This window comes from Acidovorax sp. FG42, from assembly GCF_057809195.1.
The window spans coordinates 37,407-50,805 of the sequence record NZ_JBMDJM010000003.1; the positions used below are offsets into that span (position 1 = coordinate 37,407).

Annotated in this window: 11 protein-coding genes; 5 read left to right on the plus strand and 6 right to left on the minus strand. The window is 68.0% G+C overall.

Annotated features, from left to right (window positions below):
* Positions 1 to 77: 77 nt before the first annotated feature.
* Both ACODSM_RS04595 and ACODSM_RS04600 read left to right on the plus strand, forming a co-directional pair.
* A complete protein-coding gene (locus tag ACODSM_RS04595; RefSeq protein ID WP_015012266.1) occupies positions 78 to 1,217 on the plus strand; it encodes an aminotransferase class V-fold PLP-dependent enzyme in 1,140 nt (379 codons plus the stop codon).
* Between the two features lie 33 nt (positions 1,218 to 1,250).
* Positions 1,251 to 2,546, plus strand: a complete 1,296-nt coding sequence (locus ACODSM_RS04600) for a DUF445 domain-containing protein (protein ID WP_488804467.1) — start codon at positions 1,251 to 1,253, stop codon at positions 2,544 to 2,546.
* Between the two features lie 60 nt (positions 2,547 to 2,606).
* Here ACODSM_RS04600 and ACODSM_RS04605 read toward each other — a convergent pair whose 3' ends face one another.
* The 5 genes from ACODSM_RS04605 to purU all read right to left on the minus strand — a co-directional run bounded on the left by ACODSM_RS04605 (position 2,607) and on the right by purU (position 7,206).
* Positions 2,607 to 3,332, minus strand: a complete 726-nt coding sequence (locus tag ACODSM_RS04605) for an LrgB family protein (RefSeq protein ID WP_060984769.1) — start codon at positions 3,330 to 3,332, stop codon at positions 2,607 to 2,609.
* On the minus strand, positions 3,316 to 3,675 hold the full coding sequence (locus tag ACODSM_RS04610; RefSeq protein ID WP_488804468.1) for a CidA/LrgA family protein: 360 nt from the start codon (positions 3,673 to 3,675) through the stop codon (positions 3,316 to 3,318). Before ACODSM_RS04610 ends, ACODSM_RS04605 begins: the two co-directional genes overlap by 17 nt.
* 5 nt (positions 3,676 to 3,680) lie before the next feature.
* Complete coding sequence (locus ACODSM_RS04615; RefSeq protein WP_488804469.1) at positions 3,681 to 5,168, minus strand: FAD-linked oxidase C-terminal domain-containing protein; 1,488 nt, start codon at positions 5,166 to 5,168, stop codon at positions 3,681 to 3,683.
* Between the two features lie 270 nt (positions 5,169 to 5,438).
* Complete coding sequence (locus ACODSM_RS04620) at positions 5,439 to 6,344, minus strand: LysR substrate-binding domain-containing protein (protein ID WP_060984772.1); 906 nt, start codon at positions 6,342 to 6,344, stop codon at positions 5,439 to 5,441.
* A gap of 13 nt (positions 6,345 to 6,357) precedes the next feature.
* A complete protein-coding gene (gene purU / locus ACODSM_RS04625) occupies positions 6,358 to 7,206 on the minus strand; it encodes a formyltetrahydrofolate deformylase (protein WP_015012272.1) in 849 nt (282 codons plus the stop codon).
* A 72-nt stretch (positions 7,207 to 7,278) separates the two neighbouring features.
* Between purU and ACODSM_RS04630 the strand changes: the two genes are divergently transcribed.
* A complete protein-coding gene (locus ACODSM_RS04630; RefSeq protein WP_488804470.1) occupies positions 7,279 to 9,600 on the plus strand; it encodes a putative bifunctional diguanylate cyclase/phosphodiesterase in 2,322 nt (773 codons plus the stop codon).
* Between the two features lie 5 nt (positions 9,601 to 9,605).
* Here ACODSM_RS04630 and ACODSM_RS04635 read toward each other — a convergent pair whose 3' ends face one another.
* Complete coding sequence (locus tag ACODSM_RS04635) at positions 9,606 to 10,544, minus strand: ChaN family lipoprotein (RefSeq protein ID WP_488804471.1); 939 nt, start codon at positions 10,542 to 10,544, stop codon at positions 9,606 to 9,608.
* Between the two features lie 71 nt (positions 10,545 to 10,615).
* Between ACODSM_RS04635 and ACODSM_RS04640 the strand changes: the two genes are divergently transcribed.
* Together ACODSM_RS04640 and ACODSM_RS04645 are read left to right on the plus strand one after the other, a co-directional pair.
* The gene (locus tag ACODSM_RS04640) at positions 10,616 to 12,571 is read left to right on the plus strand and encodes a type IV pili methyl-accepting chemotaxis transducer N-terminal domain-containing protein (RefSeq protein ID WP_488804472.1); all 1,956 of its coding nucleotides are present in this window, start codon (positions 10,616 to 10,618) and stop codon (positions 12,569 to 12,571) included.
* Positions 12,568 to 13,290: a response regulator gene (locus ACODSM_RS04645; RefSeq protein WP_488804473.1), complete on the plus strand. Its 723-nt coding sequence runs from the start codon at positions 12,568 to 12,570 to the stop codon at positions 13,288 to 13,290. The genes ACODSM_RS04640 and ACODSM_RS04645 overlap by 4 nt, the downstream gene beginning before the upstream one ends.
* Positions 13,291 to 13,399 lie beyond the last annotated feature (109 nt).

Below are 13,399 nucleotides of genomic sequence, written 5' to 3' on the forward strand. Positions count from 1 at the left end.
CAATGGAGGTGCGGGGCCATGATAAGCTGGTCCGATCGCCTTGTTTCTTCCCCCAGTTTCACACGCGGAGACCCACCATGCCCGGCCTTTTGCCCGATATCGACCCCGATGGTCTGCTCGAATTTTCGGTGGTCTACACCGACCGCGCGCTCAACCACATGTCCAAGCGCTTTACCGGCGTGATGCAGGACATTCTGGGCACGCTCAAAGAGGTCTACCACGCCCACACCGCCGTGCTGGTGCCCGGCAGCGGCACCTTCGGCATGGAGGCTGTAGCGCGCCAGTTTGCCAACAAGGAAAAGGTGCTCATCGTGCGCAACGGCTGGTTCAGCTACCGCTGGACGCAGATCTTTGATGCCGACAAGGGCCTGGGCGGTGGCTCCGTGGTGTGCAAGGCGCGCCAGCAGGGCAGCGGCCCGCAGGCACCCTGGGCGCCATGCCCGGCGGACGAAGTCGCAGCCACCATTCGCGCCGAAAAGCCCAAGGTCGTGTTCGCCCCGCATGTGGAAACGGCCAGCGGCATCATCCTGTCTGACGACTACCTTCGCACGCTGACAGCGGCTGCCCACGAGGTGGGCGCGCTGTTTGTGCTGGACTGCGTAGCGTCGGGCGCCATGTGGGTGGACATGCAGGCCACGGGGGTGGACGTGCTCATCAGCGCCCCTCAAAAGGGCTGGAGCGGCTCGCCCTGCTGCGCCATGGTGATGCTGAGTGAACGCGCACGCCAGGCCATCGAGGGCACGACGAGCAGCAGCTTCTCGTGCGACCTCAAGAAGTGGATGCAGATCGCCGAGGGCTACGAAAAGGGCCAGCACGCGTACCACACCACCATGCCCACCGATGCACTGGTGCGCCTGCGCGACGTGATGGCCGAGACACGTGCCTATGGCTTTGCCAAGGTGCGCGAAGAGCAGATCGAACTGGGCGCCAAGGTGCGTGCGCTGCTGGAGTCGCGCGGCTTCCCCAGCGTGGCGGCCGAGGGCTTCAAGGCCCCCGGCGTGGTGGTGAGCTACACCACCGACCCCGGCATCCAGAACGGCAAGAAGTTCCTCGAAGTCGGTTTGCAGACCGCTGCGGGTGTGCCGCTGCAGTGCGATGAAGGGCCGGACTTCAAGACCTTCCGTATCGGCCTGTTCGGCCTGGAGAAGTGGCACAACGTGGACCGCACGGTGGGCCACCTGTCGAAGGCGCTGGACCAGATTGCGGCGGCTGCCTGACGGGGTGCACGCTAGGGCAGTGGGCGGGCCCGGATGAAGCCAGAGGCTGACAGCGCAACCCTCGCCCTGCGGCGTGCCAAACGGCAGGCGCTGGGCCTGCTGTTGCTGGTCACGGCCGTGTTCATTGCCACCAGCGTGGTGGAGCGCGGCCTGTGGCTCAACGCCGTGAAAGCCATGGCCGAGGCCGCCATGGTGGGCGCGTTGGCCGACTGGTTTGCGGTGGTGGCGCTGTTTCGCCGACCGCTGGGCCTGCCCATTCCGCACACAGCGGTCATCGCGCGCAACCAGGCGCGCATCGGCCGCAACCTGGCCACCTTTGTGCGCGACAAGTTCTTGGACGTGCCCTCGCTCGTGTCGCTGATCCGCAGACACGACCCGGCCGAGCGGCTGGCGCAGTGGCTTACCGCGCCCGGCAGCGCCGCGCTGCTGGGGCACCAGGCCACGCGCCTGGCATCGGCTGCGCTGGAGACGGTGCAGGACGCGCAGGTGGAGCGTTTCATCCAGAAGGCTGCGCGTGCCTTGATCGGGCAGGTGGACATGTCGCGTGCGCTGGCGGCCGTGCTGGACACGCTGACCCACAACGGACGCCACCAGGCGCTGCTGGACGACGTGCTGGCCAAGCTCATTGAGCTGTTGCAGAACGAGCAGACCCGCACCTGGGTCGCTCAGTCCATCGTGGCCTGGCTCAAGAAGGACCACCCGCGCACCGAGAAGTTGCTGCCCAGCGACTGGCTGGGCGACAAGGGCTCGGCCCTGCTGGCTCGCGCGCTGGAGAGCCTGATGGCCGATGTGGCCGCCAACCCTCAGCACGCTTTGCGCGCGCAGTTTGATACCGCCGTACAGCGCTTTATCGAGCGTCTGCGCAGCGACCCGGAATGGGCGCGCAAGGGCGAGGAAATCCGCACCTGGCTGCAGACCGATGCCACCGTGGGTGGCTATGTGCAGGCCTTGTGGCTGGACCTGCGTGGTGCGTTGCAGCGCGATTTGGCCGACGCTGACTCCGTGCTGGCTCGGCAGGTGAGCAAGCTGGGGCTGTGGCTGGGGGAGTCTTTAGCGGGGGATGCGGCGCTCAGGCAGTCGTTCAATGACCGGCTGGAGCGCTGGGTGGAGGGGCTGGCGCCGGATGTGTCTGCGTTCATTGCGCAGCACATTGAGGATACGGTGCGGCGTTGGGATGCGGAGCAGATGACGCAGCTGATCGAGCTGAACATCGGCAAGGACCTGCAGTACATCCGCATCAATGGCACGGTGGTGGGCGGGCTCATCGGGCTGCTGCTGTTCGGCGTGTCGCATGTGGGGGCCATGGGGCGGGCTTTGTGGGGCGGGTGAGGGCCGCTGAGCGCTGCGCTGCGTAGCGCGGGACGAGAGGCGATGCCCCCGCCACACCCCTCACAACAACCGGAACACCAACGGCATCAGCACCGCCGCCAGCACCACCTGCAACCCCAGCGCCAGCCCTGCATACGCCCCGGCCTCGGCATGCACCTGCAGCGCATGTGCCGCCCCAATGCCGTGCGACGCAGTGCCCAGCGCAAAGCCTCGCAGCGCCATGCCTTGTGCGTCGGTAGGCAGGCGCATCAAGCCAAACAACCAGCGTGCAGACAGCGCCCCCACCATGCCCGTCAAGGCCGCGAACACGGCGGCCAGGGCTGGCACGCCGCCAACCTGTGCGGCAATGCCCATGGCGACCGGGGCAGTGACAGATTTGGGGGCCAGCGACATCAGCACATCACCGGGCAGGCCCAGCACCCAGCCCAGGCCCACAGCACTGGCGGCCGCTGCGCTGCCACCCGCCAGCGAGGCCAGCACCAGCCGGCCCCAGCGTGAGCGCAGGGCCGCACGGCGCTGCCACAGGGGCCAGCCCAGTGCCACCACCGCAGGGCCCAGCAAGAAGTGGATGAACTGCGCACCCGCAAAGTACGTGGGGTAGGCCGTGCCCGTGGCCAGCATCACACTGGCCAGAATGGCCACCGACACCATCACCGGATTGGCCCAGGGTGCGTGCCCGGAGCGCACCGACAGTGCCTGCGCCAGCACATACACCGCCAGCGTGGCCGTCAGCCCGAACAGCGGGGCCGAGGCCAGGTACACCCACAGCTCAACGAAGTTCGCCATGGTTCTCATTGGGCTGTAGAAGACGCAACACCTGCGCCGTCACCGCCATGCCAATCCAGGTGGACAGTACGATCACCGCCACCAGCTGCAGGCCATAGGTACTCAGCAACGCGAGGTGGGTCATCACCCCCACGCCCACTGGCACAAACAGCAGCGAAAGGTGCTGGAGCAAGAAGCCCGCCGCTGGGGCGACGGCATCCTGCACCGGCTGCCAGCGCAGCGCGAGCAAGAGCAGCACCATGCCGACGACCGGCCCAGGCACCGGGAGCTTTAAAAAGTGGGACAGTGCCTCGCCCCCCGACTGCATGAGCAGAAGAAAAGCCAGTCCTTGCAGCGCCTTCATGGCGGTCAGAAACGTGGCAGATCGGGGTGCTTGATCTGCCCCCCGCGCACCAGCATCTTCCCGTACTCCGCACACCGGTTCAGCGTGGGAATCACCTTGCCGGGGTTCAGCAACCCCGCCGGATCAAACGCGTGCTTGAGCCCGAACATCTGCGCGTTCTCCGCCGCAGAAAACTGCACGCACATGCTGTTGAGCTTCTCCACGCCCACGCCATGTTCGCCCGTCACCGTGCCGCCCATGGCCACGCTGGTTTCCAGGATGTCGGCACCAAACAGCTCGCAGCGGTGCAGCTGGTCGGCATCGTTCGCATCGAACAGGATGAGAGGGTGCAGGTTGCCGTCGCCCGCGTGGAACACGTTGGCGCAGCGCAGCTGGTATTTCTTTTCCATCTCCTGGATGGCGAGCAAGATGTCGGCCAGGCGCTTGCGCGGGATGGTCGAGTCCATGCACATGTAGTCGGGGCTGATGCGGCCGCTGGCGGGGAAGGCGTTCTTGCGGCCACTCCAGAAGCGCAGGCGTTCGGCCTCGTCACGGCTCACGCTGATGGCGGTGGCGCCTGCGGCGCGCAGCACTTCGCTCATGCGGCCGATTTCTTCCTCCACCTCTTCGGGCGTGCCGTCGCTTTCGCACAGCAGGATGGCTTCGGCGGTGAGGTCATAGCCTGCGTGCACAAAGTCTTCCACGGCGGCGGTCATGGGCTTGTCCATCATCTCCAGGCCGGCAGGGATGATGCCGGCGGCGATGACGGCGGCCACCGCATCGCCCGCTTTGCGCACGTCGTCAAAACTGGCCATGATGCAGCGCGCCAGCTGGGGTTTGGGGATCAGGCGCACCGTCACCTCGGTGGTCACGGCCAGCATGCCCTCGCTGCCGATCACAGCGGCCAGCAGGTCGTAGCCGGGGGCGTCCAGTGCCTCGCTGCCGAATTCGACGGGCTCGCCTTCGACCGTGAAGCCCTTCACCTTGAGCACGTTGTGCACGGTAAGGCCGTATTTGAGGCAGTGCACGCCGCCCGAGTTCTCGGCCACGTTGCCGCCGATGGTGCAGGCGATCTGGCTGCTGGGGTCGGGGGCGTAGTAGAGGTTGTAGGGTGCCGCCGCCTCGCTGATGGCGAGGTTGCGCACGCCACACTGCACTACGGCCGTGCGGCTTTCGGGGTTGATGTCGAGGATGCGGTTGAACTTGGCCAGTGACAGCGTCACGCCCAGGGCGTGCGGCATGGCGCCGCCCGACAGTCCTGTGCCCGCACCGCGCGCCACCACGGGCACCTGCAACTGGTGGCACACGCGCAGCACGGCCTGCACTTCTTCATACGTCTCGGGCAGGCACACCACCAGCGGGCGCTGGCGGTAGGCGGTGAGGCCGTCGCATTCATACGGCGTGGTGTCTTCGCTGTGCCAGAGCAGGGCGTGTGCGGGCAGGGCGCGGCTCAGGGCCTGGACCACTTCGGCCTGGCGTGCGGCGCGTTCGGACAGGGCTGCGGCAGTGTTCATGGCTGTCACTGTAGGGGATGGCTGGGTGCCTGGGCTTGAGCTTTTCTGCAGGGGATTGTGAAAAACACCTGGATGCTCATCAATTGATAGCTGCTAGCGCTTTTGGGAAAAGCGCTAGAGGCAAATTTTGTCTGAATCTGGTGGAGGAGGGCGGGGCTCGGGCGAGGGCCGCCGAGCAAGGGCCGCCCCGCAGCGAGGGCTGCGTCCCCCTTCCCGGCGCAGCCGAGAGAAGGGGGAAGGCGCCCAAGGCGACTCAGGGGGATGCCTCTGCTACGCCATCGTTTTGCGCAGCCACTCGGCAAAGGCCGCGCATTCCCACCGGTCCATGGTGCCGGTGCGCCAGCACAGGTAGTGGGCGTGGGGGCTGGCGGTGTCGGTGGCAAACAGGCGCACCAGCGTGCCGTTCTCCAGCCAGGGCGCGCCCAGCTTCAGGCGCACCAGCGCCACGCCCATGCCGGCAGCGGCGCCGTCGCACATCAGGCCGATGTCGTTGAACTGCGAGCCCTCGCTGGGCTCCGCCCAGTCGAGGCCCGTGGCGGCAAACCAGGTGCGCCAGGGCTCCAGCGGGCTGCGCAGCAGGGGCACGCCCTCCAGGTCCTCGGGGCGGTCAAAGGGGCCGTGTTCGCGCACAAACGCGGGCGAGGCCAGGGGCGTGACCACGTCGCGGGCCAGCTCCACATGCTCCACATCGGCATAGTGGCCGGGGCCAAAGCGCACCATCAGGTCGGCGTCTTCGGCCACCACGTCCAGCAGCGGGATGGACACCTGCAGCGCCAGGTCGATCTCGGGATACGCTTCGGTGAATTGCCGCAGGCGGGGGATGAGGATGGTGCGTGCGAACGTGGGCGTCACAGCCAGCTTGAGCCGCCGGCGCCCGGGCGCTGCCGCCTGGCCCGGAAAGCGCTGCAGCGCGCCCAGCCCTTCGCGCACATGGGCCAGGTAGGCGCTGCCCTCGGTGGTCAGCGAAAAGTCGGCCCGGCCAAACAGCCGCACGCCCAGGATCTGCTCCAGCTGCTTGACCCGGTGGCTCACGGCGCTGGGCGTCACGCACAGCTCATCGGCCGTCTGCGTCACGCTGCGCAGGCGGGCCAGCGCCTCGAACGTCAGCAGGCACTGGATGGGCGGAATGCGCCGTGCGGCGCTGCTGAGGAAAGAGGACGGAGCTGCCGTGGCCATGGGACGAAGCGATCTAGCGGAAGATCACCGTCTTGTGACCGTTCAGGATCACGCGATGCTCGCTGTGCCACTTCACGGCGCGGGCCAGCACTTGGCTTTCGGTGTCGCGGCCCCGGGCGGTGAGGTCTTCCACGGTGTCGGTGTGGTCCGCACGGGCCACGTCCTGTTCGATGATCGGACCTTCGTCCAGGTCGGCCGTTACGTAGTGGGCCGTGGCGCCGATCAGCTTCACGCCCCGGTCATGCGCCTGGTAGTAAGGCTTGGCGCCCTTGAAGCTGGGCAGGAAGCTGTGATGGATGTTGATCGCCCGACCGGCCAACTTTTGACATAGGTCAAGAGAAAGTATCTGCATGTAACGGGCCAATACCACCAACTCGGCCCCTTCGCCCTCGATAATCTCAAACTGTTTGGCTTCGGCTTGGGCTTTGGTGCTGCCGGTCACCGGGATATGGTGGAAGGGCACGTTGTAGCTGGCCGCCAGCTGGTAGAAGTCGCGGTGGTTGCTGATGATGGCGCGGATGTCGATGGGCAGCAGGCCACTCTTCCAGCGGAACAGCAGGTCGTTGAGGCAATGGCCTTCCTTGCTGACCATGAGCACGGTTTTCATGGGGGCTGCCGTGGCGTGCAGGCTCCAGTGCATGTTGTAGGGCTCGGCAAAGCTGGCCAGGCGCGCTTTGAGGGTGGGGTGGTCGTGCTGGTCGCAGGCAAACTGCACCCGCATGAAGAACAGGCCCGTGGCGTGGTCGTTGTACTGCGCGGCTTCTTCGATGTTGCCGCCATGCTCCAGCAAAAAGCCGGAGACGGCGTGCACCAGCCCCAGGCGGTCGGGGCAGGACAGGGTAAGGATGTAGGCGTTGGTCATAGCTGTGCAATTGTCGCAGCAAGGGCCAGGGACCGTGAAACAGTGGACTGAACAAGGAGCGCAAGAAGCGCAATGGGCAACGAGGGCTATGCCTCATCACTGGTCCCCTGGCGGGGCATGCTGCTGTACCTGGTGCTGGGGGTGGCCTGGGTGTTTGCGGGCGATGTGTTGCTGGCCCACTGGGTGACCGACCCGGCCCTGCTGACCCGTTTTCAGACCTGGAAGGGCTGGGGCTATGTGGCGCTGACCAGCGGCCTGGCCTGGTGGCTGCTGCGGCGCATGCGCCGCGCCGAGAAGGTGCGCATGGCCATGGCGCAGGAGCTGACGCAGATCGTGCGCCACGCGCCCGCCGGTTTTGCGCGGGTGGCGCTGGATGGCAGATTCTTATGGGCCAACACCCGCCTGTGTGACCTGCTGGGCGCTGAGCCCGTGCAGACGCTGAGCCTCAATTTCCGCGATGTGATGATCGCCCAGGACCCCGACTGGGCAGCGTCGCAACTGGAGCGCCTGCTGGCCGGCGAGATCGACCACTACGTGGGCGAGCGCCACTGCCTGCGGCTGGACAACGGCCGCCGGGTGCCCGTGCTGTGCACCGTGACGCTGGCGCCCGAAGTGGGCGATGAGCCCGCGCACCTGGTGTGCGTGGTGCAGGACCTCGACGAGATCAAGGCCGCGCGCGCCGCGCTGCAGCGCAGCGAGGCCCGCCAGCGCCTGGCCGCCACGGTGGTGGACAACACCATGGAGGGCGTGGTGGTGACCGATGCCCACAGCCGCATCCTGTCGGTCAACGCTGCGTTCACCCGGCTGCTGGGCTATACCGAAGAAGAGCTGCTGGGCAAGACCCCGCGCGTCTTCAAGTCCGGCCGCCACGACAAGGCGTTTTATGAGGCGATGTGGTCGGCCCTGACCGAGACCGGGTACTGGCAGGGCGAGATCTGGAACCGCCGTAAGAACGGCGAGATCTTTCCGGAGCACATGTCGCTGTCGGCCGTGCGCGACCCGGCGGGAGAGATCACGCACTACGTGTGCATGTTCACCGACATCTCCGAAGAAAAGGCCCAGCAGCGGCAGCTGGAATACCTGGCGCACAACGACCCGCTCACCGGCCTGTCCAACCGCACTTGGTTCGGGCACCAGCTGGAGCTGGCGGTGCAGGAGGCCCAGGGCAGCGGCGAGCACATTGCGGTGCTGCTGCTCAACCTGGACCGCTTCAAGGATGTGAACGACAGCTATGGCCATGCCACGGGCGACGAGGTGCTCAAGCACATCGCGCGGCAGGTGCAGTCTGCCCTGCGGCCTGGGGATGTGCTGGGGCGCATGGCAGGCGACGAGCTGGCCGTGGTGGCGCGCAACCTGCGCCATGCCGACGGTGCGGCTGCCGTGGCGCGCCACCTGATCCGCGCGGTGGCCGAGCCCTGGCGTTCGCCCGACGGGCTGGAGGTGGTGGCGGGCGTGAGCGTGGGCATCTGCATGTTCCCTGAGCACGCGGGTACCACCGAGCTGCTGCTGCAGGGCGCCCACGCGGCGGTGTACGGTGCCAAGGCGCGCGGGCGGGGGGCCTGGTGCTTCTTCCACGAGGCCATGACCCAAGCGGCCCGCGAGCGGCTGGAGCTGGAGTCGCGCCTGCGCCTGGCGCTGGCCCAGGGCCACCTGCAGATGTACTACCAGCCGCAGATTGATATCGCCACCGGCCGCATCCAGGGCGCCGAAGCCCTGGTGCGCTGGAACGACCCGCAAGAGGGGCTGATTTCGCCCGCACGCTTCATCCCCGTGGCCGAGACCTCGGGCGTGATTGGCCCGCTGGGCGAATGGGTGGTGCGCGAGGTCTGCCGCCAGGGCCAGCAATGGCGTGATGCCGGGCTGCCACCGCTGACCCTGGCGCTGAATGTGTCGCCGCGCCAGTTCCACCTGACCGACTTGGCCGGTTGCACGTCCGCCGCGCTGCAGGCCAGCGGGTTCCCCGCGGCACTGCTGGAGCTGGAGATCACCGAAAGCGCCCTGGCCGAACGTACCGAAGAAGCCCGCCAGGTGCTGGTGCGCCTGCGCGAGCTGGGGGTGCGCATCGCGGTGGACGACTTTGGCACCGGCTATTCGTCGCTGGCGCAGCTCAAGCGGTTTCCCATCGACGTGCTCAAGATCGACCAGGGATTCATCCGCGATATTCCGCAAAGCGAGGACGACATGGCCATCAGCGCCGCCATCATCGCCATGGGGCATAGCATGGGCCTGTCGGTGCTGGCCGAGGGGGTGGAGACCGAGGGCCAACTGGCCTTCCTGCGCGAGCGGGGCTGCGACGCCTACCAGGGCTACCTGTGCAGCCGTCCTGTGCCTGCGGACGAGTTCGTGGCGTTGCTGCGGGCACAGGGCGAGCCCGCCGCTACCGTGCAGGGCTGACAGGCTCAGACCTTCTTGCCCGGCGGCGCAGGGCGCCATTGCTCGCGCAACTCGGCACACACATCGCGCGGGGGCAGCGCCGGGGTCTGGACCACAGCATCCGCCTCTGCACCTGATTTGATAGCTGCGGGCGCATGTTCCACCTGCGCTACCACCACTTTTGACACCAAACTGGCGGGCCAATGTGTGGGCACGCCCAGGTGGCGCAGCACATGGCCGCCGCCGGCCACCAGCAGCACCGTCTGGCCCGATCGCAACGCCTCCTGGGCCGTCTGGGCCAGGCTGGCGTCGCGGGCGATCTGGATGCGGGCCATGGGCGCGATTTGCGACTCGGGCAGCAGGCCACAGTGGCCGTCCCGCATGGCCTGCTGCTGCTCGGCCAGCGCCGGGGCGGGCAGGTGCTGGTCGAGGGAGGCGTCGGCCATGGCGGCGCGCATGCGCGTGCGGGGCAGGTTGCCGCCCAGCACCGGCACCCCTGCGCCCACGGCAGCCATGACCACCGGGCCATAGGCCTTCCAGGGCCAAGCCGCGTCGTCCCACTGCAGGGCGGCACGCGCCTGGGCCTCGCTGGCATCGCGGGGCAAGCCCTGGGTGCTGTGCCCGCGCTCGGCCATTTCCATCACCAGGGCTGCCAGCTGGCCCCGGCTGGCGAGCCAGGCCACCGTCTCGCGCTGCAGGCGCTGGTGGTCCGGCGCGTCGTGCTGCTCGCCCAATAGCAGCACGTCGGCGGGCAGCCATTGCTGCAGGCGCTCCGGCCAGGCTGCGGCGGGCACCACCGCAGCAGCCTGTGTGGACGGGGACGGCATGGGCTTTAGGGCTGGGCCCGCGCAGCCGGCCAGGGTGGCCAGGCAGGCCACGGCCAGGACTGCGGATGCAGGGCGCCAGGAGATGGCACGGGTGGTGTGGAGGGTGGAATGGCGGATGAGGCGGCTCGGCGTATGCATCCGGCCATGCTAGCGGGCGCGCACTTGACGCAGGTCAAGAACCGCACAAAACCCCTTGCCTACACTGCGCCATGCGCTCGCGGCCCACCCTTTCCACCAAGCTCCTGGCCATGGGCGCCGGATTTTTGCTGGTGGCCCTGGCTTCCATCGGGCTCACCTTGTGGGTGACCTGGAAGCTCGAAGGCGGCGCGGCGGCCGTCAACGAGGCGGGCCGCCTGCGCATGAACATGCTGCGCATGGTGCTGGTGCTCCAGACCGAGCCTCCCGAGGCCGTGCAGGAGCGCGCGCGCCAGTTCGACGCCAGCCTGGAGTTGCTGCGCACGGGCGATCCGTCGCGCCCGCTGTTTGTGCCGTGGAGCGACGAGACGCGCACGCGGTTCGACGGCATCCGCGCCCGGTGGGCGGAGGCCCGCACCGGGTGGGTCAGCGCCTTGCCCCCCGACCGGGCCCGGAACCTGGCCGAGGCCGATGCCTTTGTGCAGCAGGTGGACGGCTTTGTGGATGCCATCGAAATCCAGATCGCAGGCTGGACCGCCGCGCTGCACCTGTTCCAACTGTTCATGATGGCGCTGGCCATCGTGGCGGCCGTCACCTTCATGGCCGTGAGCTACCTGCTGGTGATCAACCCCGTGGCGCGCCTTCAGCAGGCCCAGGCCCGGCTGCGCCAGGGCGAGCTGGGCACGCGGCTGCCGGTGGACACCGACGATGAGTTCGGCCAGCTCTCGGCCGGCTTCAACCTGATGGCGCATGCGCTGCAGGCCTCGCACGACGAGCTGGAGCACAAGGTGCGCGAAAAGACCGCCAGCATCGCCGTGCAGAACCAGCGGCTGGCCGCCCTGTACGAGGTCAGTGCGCTGGCCAGCACCGCCAGCAGCCTGGAGCTGCTGGCCCAGGGCTTTGTGCAGCAGATCCGCCGCGTGGCGGGGGCCGATGCCGCCGCCGTGCGCTGGTCCAACGAGGCCAACGAGCGCTACGTGCTGCTGGCCGGCGATGGCCTGCCCGTGGCCATGGCCGAGGGCGAGCACTGCCTGCACACCGGCAGCTGCCTGTGCGGCCAGCCGCAGGCGCAGGCGCGCACCCGGGTCATCCCCATCACGCCATCCACCGAGGTCGCCTTGCCGCACTGCCGCGATGCAGGGTTTGAAACCATGGTCACCATCCCCGTCAAGATGCAGATGCGCATGCTGGGCGAGGTCAACCTGTTCTTCCGCTCGCCCGTCGAGATGACCGACGAGCTGCGCGATCTGCTCGAAGCCATGACCCGCCACCTGGCCAGCGCCATGGAGGGCCTGCGTGCCACCGCGCTGGAGCGCGAGGCTGCCGTGGCCGAGGAGCGCGGCCTGCTAGCGCGCGAGCTGCACGACTCCATCGCCCAGTCGCTGGCCTTCCTCAAGATCCAGACTCAGCTGCTGCGCGACGCAGTGGCGCGCGGCGACGAGGCCAAGCGCGACCGCAGCATCGGCGAGCTGGATGTGGGCGTGCGCGAGTGCTATTCGGATGTGCGCGAACTGCTGGTGCACTTTCGCACCCGCACCAGCGAGGAAGACATTGAATCGGCGCTGCGCGCCACCTTGTCCAAGTTCGAGCACCAGACCGGCATGGTCACTACGCTGGGCATGGTGGGCCATGGCCTGCCACTGGCGCAGGACGTGCAGATCCAGGTGCTGCACATGGTGCAGGAGGCGCTGTCGAACGTGCGCAAGCACTCGGGCGCGACGCGGGTCGATGTGCTCGTGCACCGCCATCCACGCTGGCGCTTTGAGGTGCAGGACAACGGCACGGGTTTTGACGTGACCGCCGTGCCGCCCGATTCGCTGCACGTGGGCATGGGCATCATGCGCGAGCGGGCCCAGCGCATTGGCGCCGTGGTCCAGGTGGAGTCCACGCCAGGGCAGGGCACCCGGGTGTGCATCGAGCTGCCTTCGGTCGTGCCCGCCCAGACTGTGGCCGTTGCTCCTGAAGTGCCATTGGCTCAAGCAGCCCATGCTGCCCAGGTCGACATTCCCCACACCGCCACCACTCCATGACGAACCAAGCTGCCTCCGCCACCGCCTCCTCTCCCCTGGTCACGCTGCTGGTGGTGGACGATCACACGCTGTTCCGGCGCGGGTTGATCGCGCTGCTGAGCCAGTATGAGGGCCTGTCCGTGGTGGGCGAGGCGGGGGATGCCGCGCAGGCCCTGCGGCTTGCGCCCCAGCTGCAGCCCCAGGTCATCCTGCTCGACAACCACTTGCCCGGCGTGATGGGCGTGGACGCGATCCAGGGGCTGCGCGAGGTGTCGCCCACCTCGCGCGTGCTCATGCTCACCGTGAGCGAGGACGCGCAGGACCTGGCGACCGCGCTACGCAATGGTGCCCAGGGCTACCTGCTCAAGACCATCGACGGCGAGCTGCTGGCCCAGGCCATTCACCGCGCCGCCCGGGGCGAGCCCGTGGTCAGCCCTGAGCTGATGGGCAAGCTCGTGGCGGCGTTCCAGTCGCAGGGCGCGCCCGAGGCGCCCCCCGCGCCGATGCCACCTGCCGACGCAGCGGCGGCCGCCCCCAACGGTTTCACCCCCCTGTCGCCGCGCGAGGAAGACGTGCTGCGCGAGATCGCCCGGGGTGCGAGCAACAAGGAGATCGCCCGCACGCTCGACATCGCCGAGACCACGGTGAAGATCCACGTGCAGCACATCCTGCGCAAGCTGGGCCTCAGCTCGCGCGTGCAGGCAGCGGTGTACGCCTCGGACCGGCAGCGCGCCGAATAGCACACGCATAGACGTCTGCACGCCCGCACACGCGGCGTGCATCGCGTGCTTGGCGGGCAGGGGCAGCACCGTCCAACGCGTGCGCCATAGTTCTTTCGAACGATGCCGC

Coding starts and splice junctions, on each gene's coding strand:
- purU (WP_015012272.1), bottom strand. CDS start 7,206: ATGACCAACGCCTACATCCTTACCCTGTCCTGCCCCGACCGCCTGGGG.
- ACODSM_RS04600 (WP_488804467.1), top strand. CDS start 1,251: ATGAAGCCAGAGGCTGACAGCGCAACCCTCGCCCTGCGGCGTGCCAAA.
- ACODSM_RS04630 (WP_488804470.1), top strand. CDS start 7,279: ATGGGCAACGAGGGCTATGCCTCATCACTGGTCCCCTGGCGGGGCATG.
- ACODSM_RS04595 (WP_015012266.1), top strand. CDS start 78: ATGCCCGGCCTTTTGCCCGATATCGACCCCGATGGTCTGCTCGAATTT.
- ACODSM_RS04615 (WP_488804469.1), bottom strand. CDS start 5,168: ATGAACACTGCCGCAGCCCTGTCCGAACGCGCCGCACGCCAGGCCGAA.
- ACODSM_RS04605 (WP_060984769.1), bottom strand. CDS start 3,332: ATGGCGAACTTCGTTGAGCTGTGGGTGTACCTGGCCTCGGCCCCGCTG.
- ACODSM_RS04610 (WP_488804468.1), bottom strand. CDS start 3,675: ATGAAGGCGCTGCAAGGACTGGCTTTTCTTCTGCTCATGCAGTCGGGG.
- ACODSM_RS04640 (WP_488804472.1), top strand. CDS start 10,616: ATGCGCTCGCGGCCCACCCTTTCCACCAAGCTCCTGGCCATGGGCGCC.
- ACODSM_RS04635 (WP_488804471.1), bottom strand. CDS start 10,544: ATGCATACGCCGAGCCGCCTCATCCGCCATTCCACCCTCCACACCACC.
- ACODSM_RS04645 (WP_488804473.1), top strand. CDS start 12,568: ATGACGAACCAAGCTGCCTCCGCCACCGCCTCCTCTCCCCTGGTCACG.
- ACODSM_RS04620 (WP_060984772.1), bottom strand. CDS start 6,344: ATGGCCACGGCAGCTCCGTCCTCTTTCCTCAGCAGCGCCGCACGGCGC.